This is a genomic window from Rhodococcus jostii NBRC 16295, assembly GCF_001894825.1.
GTDB lineage: Bacteria > Actinomycetota > Actinomycetes > Mycobacteriales > Mycobacteriaceae > Rhodococcus_F > Rhodococcus_F jostii.
Genome location: NZ_BCWY01000002.1, coordinates 226,820 through 241,147 on the forward strand (window position 1 = coordinate 226,820; position 14,328 = coordinate 241,147).

At 67.7% G+C, this 14,328-nt stretch carries 12 protein-coding genes; 6 read left to right on the forward strand and 6 right to left on the reverse strand.

Annotation, left to right across the window (positions count from 1 at the left end):
- Positions 1 to 102: 102 nt before the first annotated feature.
- The 3 genes from RJ1_RS02500 to RJ1_RS02510 are packed head-to-tail and all read left to right on the forward strand — an operon-like array spanning position 103 to position 3,274.
- Entirely contained in the window at positions 103 to 378 is a 276-nt protein-coding gene (locus RJ1_RS02500; RefSeq protein ID WP_073358306.1) for a hypothetical protein, read from the forward strand.
- Positions 378 to 1,850, forward strand: coding sequence for a sodium:solute symporter family protein (locus tag RJ1_RS02505; RefSeq protein WP_073358307.1), 1,473 nt, complete (start codon positions 378 to 380; stop codon positions 1,848 to 1,850). The genes RJ1_RS02500 and RJ1_RS02505 overlap by 1 nt, the downstream gene beginning before the upstream one ends.
- The gene (locus tag RJ1_RS02510) at positions 1,847 to 3,274 is read left to right on the forward strand and encodes an amidase family protein (RefSeq protein WP_073358308.1); all 1,428 of its coding nucleotides are present in this window, start codon (positions 1,847 to 1,849) and stop codon (positions 3,272 to 3,274) included. The genes RJ1_RS02505 and RJ1_RS02510 overlap by 4 nt, the downstream gene beginning before the upstream one ends.
- A 160-nt stretch (positions 3,275 to 3,434) precedes the next feature.
- Here RJ1_RS02510 and pyk read toward each other — a convergent pair whose 3' ends face one another.
- From pyk to RJ1_RS02530, 4 genes are all read right to left on the reverse strand, one after another.
- Positions 3,435 to 4,922 carry a pyruvate kinase gene (pyk, locus tag RJ1_RS02515; protein WP_240319782.1) on the reverse strand — a complete coding sequence of 496 codons (1,488 nt, stop codon included), beginning with the start codon at positions 4,920 to 4,922 and terminating at the stop codon, positions 3,435 to 3,437.
- Positions 4,919 to 6,049: a glycerate kinase gene (locus RJ1_RS02520; protein ID WP_073358309.1), complete on the reverse strand. Its 1,131-nt coding sequence runs from the start codon at positions 6,047 to 6,049 to the stop codon at positions 4,919 to 4,921. The genes pyk and RJ1_RS02520 overlap by 4 nt, the downstream gene beginning before the upstream one ends.
- Positions 6,050 to 6,102: 53 nt before the next feature.
- Positions 6,103 to 7,533: a C4-dicarboxylate transporter DctA gene (dctA, locus tag RJ1_RS02525; RefSeq protein ID WP_073358310.1), complete on the reverse strand. Its 1,431-nt coding sequence runs from the start codon at positions 7,531 to 7,533 to the stop codon at positions 6,103 to 6,105.
- Between the two features lie 129 nt (positions 7,534 to 7,662).
- Positions 7,663 to 8,757: a tartrate dehydrogenase gene (locus tag RJ1_RS02530; protein WP_073358311.1), complete on the reverse strand. Its 1,095-nt coding sequence runs from the start codon at positions 8,755 to 8,757 to the stop codon at positions 7,663 to 7,665.
- Positions 8,758 to 8,969: 212 nt separating this feature from the next.
- Here RJ1_RS02530 and RJ1_RS02535 point away from each other — a divergent pair, with 212 nt between their 5' ends.
- The 3 genes from RJ1_RS02535 (at position 8,970) to RJ1_RS02545 (ending at position 11,824) form a co-directional block, all read left to right on the forward strand.
- Positions 8,970 to 9,884, forward strand: a complete 915-nt coding sequence (locus RJ1_RS02535; protein WP_073358312.1) for a LysR family transcriptional regulator — start codon at positions 8,970 to 8,972, stop codon at positions 9,882 to 9,884.
- Between the two features lie 187 nt (positions 9,885 to 10,071).
- Positions 10,072 to 10,386: an amphi-Trp domain-containing protein gene (locus RJ1_RS02540; RefSeq protein ID WP_073358313.1), complete on the forward strand. Its 315-nt coding sequence runs from the start codon at positions 10,072 to 10,074 to the stop codon at positions 10,384 to 10,386.
- A 94-nt stretch (positions 10,387 to 10,480) separates the two neighbouring features.
- On the forward strand, positions 10,481 to 11,824 hold the full coding sequence (locus tag RJ1_RS02545; RefSeq protein ID WP_073358314.1) for a diacylglycerol/lipid kinase family protein: 1,344 nt from the start codon (positions 10,481 to 10,483) through the stop codon (positions 11,822 to 11,824).
- Between the two features lie 16 nt (positions 11,825 to 11,840).
- On the opposite strand, the gene RJ1_RS02550 is transcribed toward RJ1_RS02545, so the two are convergent.
- Both RJ1_RS02550 and RJ1_RS02555 read right to left on the reverse strand, forming a co-directional pair.
- Entirely contained in the window at positions 11,841 to 12,881 is a 1,041-nt protein-coding gene (locus RJ1_RS02550) for an NAD(P)-dependent oxidoreductase (protein WP_073358315.1), read from the reverse strand.
- A complete protein-coding gene (locus RJ1_RS02555; protein WP_073358316.1) occupies positions 12,878 to 14,323 on the reverse strand; it encodes an MDR family MFS transporter in 1,446 nt (481 codons plus the stop codon). Before RJ1_RS02555 ends, RJ1_RS02550 begins: the two co-directional genes overlap by 4 nt.
- Between the last annotated feature and the right edge of the window lie 5 nt (positions 14,324 to 14,328).

The window sequence follows — 14,328 nt, forward strand, 5'->3', positions numbered from 1 at the left end:
GACAGTCCGGTGGCCGATTTCGCCGAACCTCGTCCAGCTGTTGAGTGCTGTGATCCACACCACGCATGCTTCCTCTACTCCCCGGATGGAAGAAGGAACAGCATGCAACGAGAAGCCATTCTCGGGGCGATCGAGGATTCGCCGCAGCGCCGTTGGCTGCTGCTCGTCCCTCTCGCCCCGGTTCTCGCACTCGTCACCGCCGTGTGGCTGCCGTTTGTGAACACAGCCGATCTGTGGCTCGGGATGCCGCGACTGCTCGTGTGGTGTTCGGCCTGGGTGCTCCTCCTGCTGCCCGCGCTGGCCGCGGTGGAGTTCGGCCTCGTCCGGCCGCACGAGGAGCGGAGCGACGACCGTCAGCTCGAGAAGGCGAACCTCTGATGGCGAATTCAGCTCTGTGGATCACCCTGGCAGGCATGATCGGGCTGGCGGTGATCGCGGTCGGTGGACGCAGGAAACGCGCTCAGAACCTGAGCGAGTGGACGGTCGGCAAGCGGAACTTCGGTGTGGTCACCAGTTTCTTCCTGCAGGCCGGTGAATCGTTCACCACGTTCACGTTCCTCGGTGTCGCCGGTATCGCCTTCACCGCGGGCATCGGCGCCACCTACGCCATCCCCTACATCCCGCTCGGCTACGTGGCCCTGTATTTCATCGGCCCGCGGATCTGGAAGCTCAGCAAGGATCGCGGCTACATCACCCAGGCGGATTTCTTCGCAGACCGCTACCGCAGTCCGCTGCTCGGCCGCCTCGTCGCATTGTGCGGCATCATCTTCCTGCTGCCGTACCTGCAGCTGCAGATCACCGGCCTCGGCCTCATCGTCCGCCTCGTGACGGGTAGCGCGAGTTCGGGCACTCTCAGCATGATCGTCGCGACCGTCCTCGTCGTCGGGTTCGTGCTGTGGGCCGGCATCCACGGCCTGGCACGCACCGCCTACGTCAAGGACGTCCTGATCCTGCTCGCCGTCGTGGTGCTGTCCATCGTGATCCCGTTGCACTTCGCCGGTGGCATCGGCGACGTGTTCGGCCAGATCGCGCAGACGCACAGCGAGATGCTGACCGTAAACCCCGGTGACTACGACCGGGTCTGGTGGACCACCAGCCTGCTGATCTCCGCGATCGGCTGCGGATTCCTCACCACCCCGCATCTCTGGCCGCCGCTGCTGGCCGCGAAGAACGGTCGAGTGATCCGCTCCAACAACACTTTTCTGCCGATGTACCAGGTGGTCATGATTCTCCCGATCATGCTGGGCTTCGTCGGAATCCTCGCGCTGAACCCCAACACCAGCAGCAACGCCGTCCTGCTCACGCTGGCCGGGGGAGCCCTGCCGAACTGGGCGCTCGGACTGATCGCGATTGCTGCCGCGTCCGCGGCGATGCTGCCCGCCGGCGCCATCTGCATCGGCATCTCGACGCTGGCGTCGCACAACCTGGTGACGATCGAGAGCGAGCGCACGAAACTCCGGTTCAACCACCTCGTCGTGATCGCCGCCGCCACCACGGCCCTGGTGCTCGGCCTGACGCGCCCCGACCTGCTGGCCAATCTGCTGCTGCTCACGTTCGGCGGTCTCAGCCAGCTCGCTCCGGGTCTGGCGCTGGCCCTGCCCGAGAAGCCGTTGCTGGCCAAGCAGTCCGTGTTCGCCGGACTCGTCGTCGGCATGCTCACCGTCATCGTGATGACCGTCTTCGAACTGAACCTCGCCAACATCGACGCCGGCATCTGCGGACTGGTGCTCAACCTCGCGGTGATCGCCGTCGTGGAGGCCGTCGTCCGTGCCACCCGTCCCCGCATCCCGACCCCCGCGCCGTCGGACGACCGTCCGGCTGCCACCCCGATCCTGGAGACCACGACATGACCATCGATCACTACTCGACCGCGCGAGAGATGCTCGCCGCACTCCGCAGCAAGGAGATCTCGGCGCGGGAGCTGCTCGGCCTGCACACGGACCGGATCGCACAGGTGAATCCGACGGTCAACGCGCTCGTCAGCCTCGACCTGGACCGTGCGCACGCCACCGCCACCGCCGCCGACGATCAGACGGCCGCCGGAACCCCGGTGGGGCCGTTGCACGGACTGCCGTTCGCGTTCAAGGACACTCACGACGTCGCGGGGTTCCCCACGGTCGCCGGTTCGCCCCTGCTCGTCGACAACGTGCCCGAGGCCAGTGAGCTGATCGCCGAACGCGTCACCACGGCTGGGGCCGTCACGATCGGCAAGTCCAACGTTCCCGAATTCGCCGCCGGTTCGCACACGTTCAACACCGTGTTCGGGACCACCACCAACCCGTACGACCCGACGAAGAGCGCGGGCGGGTCGAGTGGCGGCGCCGCGTCCGCGCTCGCCGCCGGGCTGGTACCGCTCGCCGACGGCAGCGACATGGGTGGTTCGTTGCGCAACCCGGCGTCGTTCTGCAACGTCGTCGGACTGCGCCCCACCCCGGGACGCGTCCCGTGCTGGCCCAACAGCGCACCCTGGGACTCGCTCGTGACACAGGGCCCGATGGCCCGGAACGTCGACGACCTCGAACTGCTGCTGTCGGTGATCGCGGGACCCGACGCACGTGTCCGTAGCTCGCTCAGCGCCGATGCCGTCGCCCCTCGTCTCGGTGTCGCCGGCCTGCAGGGTCTGCGTGTCGCGGTGTCCGCGGATCTGAACGGCCTCTTCCCCCTGGACGCACCGGTCCGCGAGATTCACGACCGTCAGTCGTCGATCTTCGCCGCGGCGGGAGCGGTGGTGGTCGAGGATGCGCCGTCGATTCCCGACGCCGAGTGGGTGTTCCGCACGCTGCGGGCGTGGCGGTTCAAAATCGACTTCGGCGCGCAGGCGGATGCCACCCCCGACATTTTGAAGCCGTCGCTCCTCGACAACATCCGGCAGGCAGACCGGCTGTCCGCCGACGACGTCGCGAAGGCCATGGTGGCGCAGGCGGAGATCCAGTATCGCGCCGTCGAATTCTTCAGCCGGCACGACGTTCTGGTGATGCCCGTGTCCCAGGTGCTCCCTTTCGACGCCGAACTCGAGTACCCGGCCGCCGTCGACGGACGCCGCTGCGACGATTACCTCGACTGGATGACGTCGGCGTTGACCGTGACAGTCCTGGGGTGCCCGTCGATCTCCGTTCCGGCCGGATTCAGCGCCGACGGTCTGCCGGTCGGCGTGCAGATCGTCGCCGCCCCCGGCAACGACCTGTTCCTGCTCGACGTGGCGCGGGCGTACGAGGAGCTCAACCCCGTCGGAGCCATCCGCCCGCACCTGCTCGACGGGGCCGCACACGTTTAGGGCATGCCTCCCAATCCCCATTTCGGCGCTCCCGGCGCCCAATCGCCGCCCTGCTGCGTTGTCGTCGGCGCCGATACAACAGCGGTATCGGCTTCTCCTCCGCCTTGCCGGACGACGATTGTTTCGCCAGGTGCATCCGAGAGGGATTGGGAGACCCGCCCTAGCCCTTCGTGAAGTCGTCCTCACCAATGCGGTGGACGTGGATGAGGTTGGTGGATCCGACGGTGTGCGGGGGTGAGCCGGCGACGATGACGACGAGGTCGCCGCGCCGGTAGCGGCCCAAGCGGAGGAGGGCGGTGTCGACCTGCCGGATCATGTCGTCGGTCGATTCGACCGGGTCGACGAGGAACGTCTCGGTGCCCCAGGTGAGCGCTAGTTCGTTGCGCACCTGGGGTACCGGGGTGAACGCCAGCAGTGGCAGCGGGGTGTGGAGGCGGGCGAGGCGTCGCACGGTGTCCCCGGACTGGGTGAACGCCACCAGCGCGGTGGCGCCCAGGCGTTCGCCGATGTCGCGGGCGGCGAACGAGAGAACCCCGCCGTGGGTGCGGGGAATGTGGGTCAGGGCGGGGACGGTGGTGGATTGGTGTTCGACGGCGCCGAGGATCCGGGCCATCGTCGCGACCGTCTCGGTCGGGTATGCGCCGACGGAGGTTTCGCCGGAGAGCATCACCGCGTCCGCGCCGTCGAGGACGGCGTTGGCCACGTCCGACGCCTCGGCCCGGGTGGGCCGGGAGTTCTCGATCATCGACTCGAGCATCTGCGTCGCCACGATCACCGGTCGCGCGTTCTCCCGCGCGATCTGCACGATCCGCTTCTGCGCCAACGGCACCTGCTCGAGCGGGACTTCCACCCCGAGGTCGCCGCGCGCGACCATGACCGCGTCGAAGGCACGCACGATCGCTTCGATGTCGTCGACGGCCTCCGGTTTTTCGATCTTCGCGATCACCGGCACCCGCCGGCCGACCCGGTCCATCACGTCGTGGACCCGGTCGATGTCCGACGGTGACCGCACGAACGACAGGGCGATGAGGTCCACCCCGAGCCGCAGGGCGAATTCGAGGTCGTCGATGTCCTTGTCGGACAGCGCGGGAACGGAGACGTTCATCCCGGGCAGGGAGACACCCTTGTTGTTGCTGATCGGGCCGCCCTCGGTCACCCGGCACACCACGTCGTTGCCGTCGACGTCGGTGACGATCAGGGCGATCTTGCCGTCGTCGACCAGCAGACGGTCACCGGGCCGGGCGTCCTCGGCGAGCTGGGTGTAGGTGGTCGAGACCCGGTCGTGGGTGCCTTCGCAGTCCTCGACGGTGATCCGGACCTGTTCCCCGGCGGCCCACACCGTCGCACCGCCGGCGAAGCGGCCGAGGCGGATCTTCGGTCCCTGCAGGTCCGCGAGGATGCCCACGGCCCGGCCGGTGCTGTCGGCTGCGGCGCGCACGCGCCGGTAGTTGTCCTCGTGGTCGGTGTGGTCGCCGTGGCTGAAATTCAGTCGGGCGATGTCCATCCCGGTCTCGACGAGGGTGCGGATGCGGTCGTCGGTGGCCGTGGCCGGCCCGAGCGTGCAGACGATCTTCGCCCTGCGCGGCGTCAACAGTGAAGACGAATCGACGTCCGCCGTGCGCGACGATTGGAGGTCCGTGAGAGTCATCGTGATCCTTCGTTGTGCAGAAGTGAGCCGGCGCCGATCTCCCGCCCGATGCGGGTGAGGAGCTCGCCCGTCAGGTCGGGGTCTGTCGAGGTGTCTCGGTCGGTGTAGTCGCCGAGCGCGCAGATCCGGCTGAAACCGGACTGCTGCCAACGGTGTCGGGGCAGGCTGTTGCGGCCGGCGATCGCGACGACGGGAACGGGGTGGGCGCGTTCGGCGAGGACGGCGAGGAGCTTGCCGTGTCCGGTCTGCTCGTCGATGCTGCCCTCGCCGGTGATCACCAGGTCCATACCTGCGAGGTAGCCGTCGAAATCGAGCAGGTCGAGGAAGTAGTCGGCGCCGGAGACCATGCGCGCACCGAGCAGCATGGCGGCGAAACCGATCCCGCCGGCGCTTCCGGCGCCGGGGGAGGCGGCCACCGCACGAGCCTGCGGGTAGCCGCTGCGGGTGAACGCCTCGACGAGGGTGTCGAGGCCGGCGTCGAGGTAGCGCACGGCTGCGGGGTCGGCGCCCTTCTGGGGTCCGTACACCGCGGCGGCACCGTTCGGGCCGGTCAGCGGGTTGGTGACATCGCCGGCGATCACGATCTCGATTCCGGACAGGTTCACTGCGCGGGAGGAGTCGATCGTCGCGACCTCGGGAAGGGTTCGCCCGCACGCCCGGAGGGGTCTGCCTGCGGCGTCGTGGAAGGTGAATCCCAACGCCGCGAGCATCCCCGTGCCGCCGTCGGTTGCGGCGCTGCCGCCGAGGGCGAGGACCAACCGGGTGGGGCGATGGCGGAGGGCGTGCCCGACGGCCTGCCCCATTCCGAGGCTGGAGGCGTCGAGCGGAGCCCTGCGGCCGCCCGGGAGGGTGGACAGTCCGCAGGTGTTGGCGACCTCGACGACGGCAGTGCTGCCGTCGATGGCGATGCGACCGCGTTGCGGCATACCGGTTGCGCCGGCGACCGTGACCGGGTGCGGAGTGAATCCGACGGCCACCGCCGCGTCGACGCTGCCGTCGCCGCCGTCGGCGAGGGGAAGTTGCCTGCTGACGATTCCCGCCGAGGCGAGTCCGGCCGAGAGATGTTCGGCGACATCCGCTGCGGAGAGCGAGCCCTTGAACTTGTCCGGGGCAACCAGAACCCTCATCGGCCTTCCTCTCTCTTCGTGTGCAGTTCTGTCGGTGCGCAATGCGGATGAGGTCATCGCCGGGTGGACTGTGCGGGCGTCGCCACAGCGTCGAGCCGTTCGTGGTCGATGCGTAACGCTGCCGGTTCCTGTTCCAGGATCTCCAGGTCGAAGTCGTTCTCGACCTCACCCTCGACCGGGGGAAGCGCTTCGCCGGAGAACACGCGGCGGGCTCGATCGACGTCGAGTTCGTGGTTCCATTTGGCGACGAACAGGGTGGCGACGGCGTTGCCGATGAAGTTCACCAGGGCTCGGCATTCGGACATGAACTTGTCGATGCCGAAGATGAGCATGATGCCGGCGGCGGGGATGGTGCCGAGGGTGCTCAATGTCGCCGTCAGAGCGATGAATCCGCCTCCGGCCACACCAGCGGCGCCCTTCGAGGTCAGCAACATGACCCCGAGCAGGCCGACCTGCTGCGGAATGGACAGGTCGGTGTTGGTGGCCTGAGCGATGTAGAGCGCGGCGAGGGAGAGGTAGATGGCGGCGCCGTCGAGGTTGAAACTGTAGCCGGTGGGGACGACGAGCCCGACCGTGGTCTTCTTGACTCCCGCGTACTCCAGCTTCCGCATCAAGCCGGGCAGCGCAGGCTCGGCGGTGGACGTTCCGAGGATGAGCAGAAGCTCTTCCTTGAAGAAGCCGAGCATGCGGAAGATGTTGAGCCGCAGATACGCCATGACCGATCCGAGAACCACGAACACGAAGAACGCGGATGTTGCATAGAACAGCAGGATCAAGCTGCCGAGGCTGGTCAGGGTCGAGACACCGTACTTGCCGATGGCGAAGGCCATGGCACCGAACGCACCGAGCGGCGCGAGTTTCATGATGAAGCTGAGGACCTTGAAGACCACCGCGGTGAGGCGTTCGACGGCGTCCCGGATCGGCGCGGCGATCTGTCCCACCGCATTGATCGCGACACCGAAGATGACGGCCAGGAAGATGACCTGGAGGATGTCGCCCTCGACGAACGGTCCGAACACGCTGTCCGGGACCAGGTGGGTGATGAACTCCCACCACTGCTTCTCTTCGCCCGCCTGGATGAGTTTGCTCGCGGACTCGGTGGTCTCGAGGGACGATGCGTCGGCATTCACCCCGTCCCCGAGACGGAACAGATTGATCGCGACGAGACCGGTGAACAGCGCGAGGATCGTCCCGACCTGGAAGTACGTGAGCGCCTTGATTCCGGTCAGCCCGACCTTCTTCAGGTCCGCGACACTCGCGATGCCGCCGACGATCGTCAGGAACACGATCGGGCAGATCAGCATCTTCATCGCGGTGATGAACGTGGTGCCGATCGGTTCCATCGCCTCGCCGGTGTCCGGCCAGAGCCACCCGACCAGGATGCCGAGCACGATCGCGATGAGAACCCAGAAGTACAGTTGCCTGTACCACGGTTTCTTCACGGTCGCCGGTGGGTAACTCGCTGCGCTGCTGGGTGTTTCCATGACATTCACCTCGGGTGAGAGTGTTCAGGTATGAAGACGGGGCGGCCGAGAGTTACCGACCGTTCGAGGGGGTGGGGGCCCGACCCGGCAGATCCTGCCGAGTCGGGCCGGCTGCGCGGTGAATCGCGGTCAGGCGAGGGTCAGAGCGGTCTGCAGAGCGTGCACGATCGCCTCGGTGACGGCGTCGGTGTCCGACGATCCGCCGATGTCGCGGGTCAGTGCACCGCTCGCGGTGGCGGCTTCGATGGCGGCTTCGACGCGGCGTGCCTCGTCGTGCAGCCCGAAGTGGTCGAGCATCAGGGCGGCACTGGCGATCGCGCCGATCGGGTTGCTGATGCCCTGCCCGGCGATGTCGGGGGCGGAACCGTGGACGGGTTCGAACATGCTCGGGAAGCGGCGCTCCGGGTTGAGGTTCGCGCTCGCCGCGACACCGAGGCTGCCCGCCAGCGCGGAACCGAGGTCCGAGAGGATGTCGGCGTTGAGATTCGACGCCACCACCACCGACAGATCCTCCGGATGCAGGATGAACTTCGCGCTCATGGCGTCGACGAGGACGCTTTCGGTTGCGACGTCGGGGTAGTCGAGGGCGACGCGGTCGAAGACCTCGTCCCACAGGACCATGCCGTACTGCTGGGCGTTGGACTTGGTGACGCTGGACACCTTCTTCACCGTGCGGGTGCGGGCCAGGTCGAACGCGAAGCGCATGATGCGCTCGCAGCCCTTCTCGGTGAACAGCGCGGTCTGCAGTGCGACCTCGTTGCCCGGTCCGCGACCGCTGAGGTTACGTCCGCCGAGGCCGGCGTACTCGCCCTCGCTGTTCTCCCGGACGACGACCCAGTCGAGTTCGGTGTCGTCGGCCTTGCGCAGCGGGGACTGCACGCCGGGGAGGAACTTCACGGGCCGCACGTTGGCCCACTGGTCGAAGTTCTGGGTGATGTTGAGCCGCAGCCCCCACAGGCTGATGTGGTCGGGGACGTTCTCCCAGCCGACTGCGCCGAAGTAGATGGCGTCGAATGCCTTCAGGGTGTCGAGGCCGTCGTCGGCCATCATCTTCCCGGTCTGCTCGTAGTACCCGCATCCCCAGGGAAACTCTTCCCACTCGAAGGCGAAACGCCCGCCGGACTGTGCTGCGAGGACGTCGAGCACGCGCCGTCCGGCAGCGACGACCTCCTTGCCGACGCCGTCGGCGGGGATCGATGCAATCGTGAACGTCTGCGGTGCCATGTCAGGGCCTCCATCATGTTGTGCGGATCACAGTGTGTGATGCATCCATTAACCCGTCACAGCACCGGGGCGTCCATGACCAAGAGTCGATCCGGCTTATAGGTTTCACCTAATCGAAGCGCATTTACGCAGGTAGGCTGAGTGCTCCAGGAAGTGGTCACCGGCACCCACACCCCACGGTCCGGCGCACATCGAGGGAGATGAGGGTTCGGATGGACGCGCGTCAGCTGCGGTACTTCCTCGCTGTGGTCGATCAGGGCGGCATCAACCGCGCGGCGGAGACACTGCTGATCGCGCAGCCGTCGCTCTCCCAGTCGATATCCGCGCTCGAACGGGAGCTCGGGGTGCCGCTCTTCCACCGCGTCGGACGGCGGCTGGTGCTCAGTGATGCCGGTGACACCCTCGTCGGTCCCGCCCGTGTGGTGCTGCGCGATCTCGAGGATGCGAAGGCGTCCGTCGATGCGTTGAAAGGGCTGCGCGCCGGTCGCGTGGACCTGATCACGATGCCCTCACCCGGCATCGAACCCCTCACCACGATCCTCACCAGCTTCAGCCGCACCTATCCTGCGGTCACCGTCAATGCCGAGGCGGCGTTCACTCCCGAAGAGGTTCTGCACGCCGTGCGCACCGGTGTCTGCGAGGTCGGGATCCTGGGTTCACCCGCCGTGATGCGTGCCCCCGAACTCGACGTCGTCGCGCTCGAAAGCCAGCCGCTGATCCTCCTCTCCGGTCCGGGCGCCGAAACACCGGCCCGCCCGGAGATTCGGAGATCGGAACTGTCCGGATTTCGGTTGATCGTCTCGCAGCGTGGATCGTTGATGCGAACGCTGGTCGACGAGGTTCTCGCCAGCGGTGTCGACGCCACCATCGTCGCCGAGGTCGCCCACCGGACCTCGATCCTGCCCATGGTGCTCAGCGGATTCGGGCAGGCAGTCATGCCGTCGTCGTGGGCACCGTCGGCGCGTCAGGCCGGCGCCACCGTGCACCGCATCGTCCCCGAGTCCTACCTCCACGTCGCCGCCGTCTGCCGTCGGGGTCACCTCACACCCCCCGCGCGCACACTCATGGACGAGGCACGGAAGTACGCGGCGCGAACACCGACCGCCTGGGAAGCGCAAACCCCTTGAACGACAGCCACACCCGTGAGGATCGAAGACGTCTACCCATCGAATTGTCAGACGCACACACAATTGCCTCAGCGTCTGGCAAATCCGTGTGAAACTGCCGATCAGGTAGTTTGTTCCCGGTTCGATCCGGTCACGTGCGCCCCGGCGGCTACGGTGATGAGACGCAGCACCGAGGTGAGGAGTCGCCGTGCCCAAGCTGGAGATCAAGAAGACGTCCGAGCTCTCCAGGAAAGAGGTGTCCGACCGGCTCATCGCGCTCGGGCAGGCCCTGGCAAGCGGGTCCGAGGTGGAACTGGGCTCGGGCGGCGAGTCGATCGCCGTCGTCGTGGCCGATCGAGTCCGGTGGGAACTCGAAATCGAGGTCGACGGCGACGAGACCGAGATCGAAATCGAGATCAGCTGGCGCGACGATCCGTCCGGCGCCTCGGATGCCGAGACACCGACTCCGCCTCCCGCCAAGGCGGCGCGACGCGGCCGGCCGCGCAAGACCACCGCGAAATGATCTGCATACCGCGCCACCGAATCTGAATCCCCTCGGGTGGCAGCGTGGCGGGTGGATACTGAAGAGGGACGCCCGGAATGGCGAGGTGGCGGCAATGACACTCCACGAGAGCGGCTCTACGGACTCGGCGAGCACGCGCCGGCGTTGGTTGGCCCGGGCCGCATACTTGGCGATCTTCAGCTCTGTTGCCGTGCTGGTGGTATTCGCCGGGCTGCACACCCTGACGCTGTTGATCGTGGCGGTCGGCGCCCTGGTGGTGGAGGTCGCAGCGTTGTTCTGGTTCCTCACGAGCCGTGGTGCGCTTCGATGGATCGCGCTGGTCGTGCTGGTTCTGACTCCGATCGTCGTGCTCGCACTTCTCGTTCGCGCCAGTCTGTTGTGGGTGGTGCTGCTCGCCGCGGCGCTCGCCGTGCTCGCCGTCGGTTGTGCCCGCGCCGCACTCAGCCGTGATCGCGCCGACTGGATGATGCCCGAACACCCGTCCGTCCCGCCGAAACGTGCCTTCCTGGTGATGAATCCCCATTCCGGTGGCGGGAAGGTCGGGAAGTTCGATCTGAAGAGGCGGGCCGAGGAACTCGGGGCCGAGGTGGCGCTGCTCGAAGGCCCGGGGACGGTCGATGTCGAAGCGCTGGCCAGGGACGCCGTGGCTCGCGGGGCCGACCTGCTCGGAGTGGCCGGCGGCGACGGCACGCAGGCTCTGGTCGCGGGCATCGCCGCCGAACACGACCTCCCGTTCCTGGTGATCAGTGCGGGGACTCGCAACCACTTCGCGTTGGATCTCGGATTGGACCGCGACGATCCGTCCCGATGCCTCGACGCGCTGTCGGACGGAGTCGAGCTCCGGATCGACCTCGGACAGGTCGACGGGCGCACCTTCGTCAACAACGCCTCGTTCGGTGCCTACGCCGAGGTGGTGCAGAGCCCCGCCTACCGCGACGACAAGACCGGAACGATTCTGCGGATGCTCCCGGACCTGATCGAGGGGCAGCACGGGGCACGGCTACTCGCTCGTCTCGGCGACAGGACGATTGAAGGGCCCCAGGCCGTTCTGGTGAGCAACGGGCCGTACGAGACCCATGATCTGGCCGGTCTCGGACGCCGACCGCGAATCGATCACGGCACACTCGGCGTGGTGACGATTTCGGTGAGCAGCACACGACAGGCCGTCGGCCTGCTCCGGCGTGCCCGCCAGGACGGTGTGGTCCAACACTCCGGTCACGAGGTCGTGATCGAAGCCGACGTGCCCGAGATTCCCGCCGGCATCGACGGCGAGGCGCTCGTGGTCCCGGCACCGGTGCGGTGCACCATCACTCCCGGGGCGCTGCGGGTGGTGGTCCCGCGGAACCGGCCCGGTGTCCGCAGGCCCGTCCGACCCGTGGACTGGGTTCGCCTCCGCCGACTGGCGGCCGGCACCGAGCCGCGCGAGGGCGAGAGCTGAGGATCCCTCGGCGCGGTCAGTATCCCGCGTCGAAATCGAACTCGTTGATCAGCGCGGACTCACCCGACAGGTAGCGTCCGAGATTCTCCACGAACAGGTCGACGATCTTCCCGTTCTCCGACGGCACGTTGGCGGCGCTGTGCGGGCTGAGGAGGACGTTGTCGGCCGTCCACAGCGGCGAGTCCTCCCGAAGGGGTTCGGTGGTGGTGACATCCAGGACCGCGCCGCCCACCCGGCCCGTCGACAGTGCTTCTGCGAGAGCGTCCTCGTCGATGATCGGTCCCCGGCCGAGATTCACGACGAGTGCCCCGCGGGGGAGGGCGTCGAGTTCTCGCGGTCCGATCAGTCCGCGGGTGGCGTCGGTGAGCGCGCACGAGATCACGAGAATGTCTGCCGTGGGCAGATGCTCGGCGATCCGGTCCGTGGTGGTCGTCGCGTCGAAGGGTGCGCAGGCGGGTCGGGGGGTGCGGGCCACCCCGGTCGAGGTGACGGCGAAGCATCGGAGGAGTTCCGCGGTGCGCGAGCCGATCTTGCCGGCGCCGACGATCAGCGCGTGACGTCCCGCGAGCTCGGTCGTCTCCTGTTTGCGCCAGGTGCGGGTGTGCCGGTCCGCGACGAGCCGGGGGAGTCCACGCGCGAAATGGAGAATGCCGGCGAGCGCGAACTCCGCCAACGGGTCGGCGTGCACTCCCGCGGCGGTCGTCACCGTCAGCGGAGCGGAGGACAACCCGAATTTCTCGACGAGTTGTCCGGCGCCCGCGGACGTCGCCTGGATCCATTTCAGATTCGGCGACTGCTCGAGCGTGCGGTCGGGGTGGCGCCAGTCGAAGTCGAACATGACGTCGGCGGTGTGCAGCATCGACGTCCACCGGTCGTGCTCGTCGGCGGTCAGCTCGCGCGGCACCCCGACGTGGTCGCTGGGCCACCGCGGGCAAGGCAGCAGTTCGGGTGCGTACGCCACCCGGACCCGAGGGTCGCTGCGGGCGATCCGCTCGACCAGGTCCTGCTCGAGATACGACGCGACGAGCACGTCGACGCACGGATCGGGCACGGTCACTCCTTCACAGCTGTCGATTCGCTCGGCTCGACCTCGGCTGCGGAGGCGGATTTCGGCATCGCCACCGCGGCGAGTACGAGGACGACGGCGGCGCCGAGGGCGGCCACGAACACGAGGTGCAGGGCGCCGGCGAGGTCGGCCGGGGCAGGGTTGTCGGCCCCGCCCAGTTGCGCATTGACGAGGGCGCCGAACAGGGCCACACCCACGGCGCTGCCGATGGACCGCGCGAACATGTTGGTGGAGGTGACCACGCCGCGCTCCGACCAGTCGACGCTCGACTGCGCCGCGATGAGCGTCGGGCTCGCGACCAGGCCCATACCGCCGCCGATGACGAAGCAGCAGAGCGCCACCTGCCAGATCGCCGACTCGAGGGACAGGCTCAGCGTGAGGGCGGTACCGGCGACGACCAGCAGACTGCCCGCGGTGGCCGTGACGCGGAAGCCGAAGCGCAGGTACACGCGCCCCGACTGGGATGCGGCGATCGGCCAGCCGATGGTCAGCGTGGCCAGTGCGAACCCGGCGACGAGTGCGCCCGTCCCGAGCACGCCCTGGGCGAAGGTCGGGACGTAGGTGGTCAGACCGAGGACGATGGCCCCGACCAGCAGTGACACGAGACTGCTCGCCGCGAGAACGCGCCGGGTGAACACCCACAGCGGCAACACCGGTTCGGTGGCGCGCCGTTCCACGAGGACGAAGACGATCAGAAACACGAGTCCCGCCGCGAAGATCGAAAGGCTGATCGGCGAACTCCACGCCCAGGCCTGCCCGCCCTCGAGGAGCCCGAGGATGAGCAACGTCGCCCCGACGGCGAGCACTCCGGCGCCGGCGTAGTCGACGGACCGCCGGGTGCGCACCCGCGTCTCGTCGAAGTTGCGGATCAGCATCACGGCGGCGAGCAGGCACAGGGGAATGTTGACGAAGAAGATCCATCGCCACGACAGGTACTCGGAGAACACGCCGCCGAGCGTCGGCCCGACCACCGCGGACATGCCCCACACGCTGGCCAGGTAGCCCTGGGCCTTGGCGCGTTCGGCGAGGGTGTAGATGTCGCCGGCGATGGTCATGCTCATCGGCTGGACGGCCCCGGCGCCGAGACCCTGCACCGCCCGGAACGCGATGAGCGCGGGCATGCTCCACGCGATCCCGCACAGCACCGAGCCGACACCGAACAGGGCGATGCCGAGGAGCATCACCGGTCTACGGCCGAAGATGTCTGCCAGCTTGCCGTAGATGGGCACCGACACGGCCTGGGTGAGCAGGTAGATCGAGAACAGCCACGGGAACTGGGTGAAGCCGCCGAGATCCCCGACGATGGTGAAGACCGCGGTGGAGATGATGGTCGCATCGAGCGCGACCAGTGACGTCGTGAGCATCAGCGACACGAGAATCGGTCCGCGTTCCGAACGGAACCCGACGTCGACCGGGGTCGTGTCCGTCGCCATTACCC

What these genes read in the sequence shown, in the direction of transcription:
- RJ1_RS02545 (WP_073358314.1), top strand. Translation starts at nt 10,481, where the DNA reads ATGACACTCCACGAGAGCGGCTCTACGGACTCGGCGAGCACGCGCCGG.
- RJ1_RS02500 (WP_073358306.1), top strand. Translation starts at nt 103, where the DNA reads ATGCAACGAGAAGCCATTCTCGGGGCGATCGAGGATTCGCCGCAGCGC.
- RJ1_RS02555 (WP_073358316.1), bottom strand. Translation starts at nt 14,323, where the DNA reads ATGGCGACGGACACGACCCCGGTCGACGTCGGGTTCCGTTCGGAACGC.
- RJ1_RS02535 (WP_073358312.1), top strand. Translation starts at nt 8,970, where the DNA reads ATGGACGCGCGTCAGCTGCGGTACTTCCTCGCTGTGGTCGATCAGGGC.
- RJ1_RS02510 (WP_073358308.1), top strand. Translation starts at nt 1,847, where the DNA reads ATGACCATCGATCACTACTCGACCGCGCGAGAGATGCTCGCCGCACTC.
- RJ1_RS02520 (WP_073358309.1), bottom strand. Translation starts at nt 6,049, where the DNA reads ATGAGGGTTCTGGTTGCCCCGGACAAGTTCAAGGGCTCGCTCTCCGCA.
- pyk (WP_240319782.1), bottom strand. Translation starts at nt 4,922, where the DNA reads ATGACTCTCACGGACCTCCAATCGTCGCGCACGGCGGACGTCGATTCG.
- dctA (WP_073358310.1), bottom strand. Translation starts at nt 7,533, where the DNA reads ATGGAAACACCCAGCAGCGCAGCGAGTTACCCACCGGCGACCGTGAAG.
- RJ1_RS02505 (WP_073358307.1), top strand. Translation starts at nt 378, where the DNA reads ATGGCGAATTCAGCTCTGTGGATCACCCTGGCAGGCATGATCGGGCTG.
- RJ1_RS02530 (WP_073358311.1), bottom strand. Translation starts at nt 8,757, where the DNA reads ATGGCACCGCAGACGTTCACGATTGCATCGATCCCCGCCGACGGCGTC.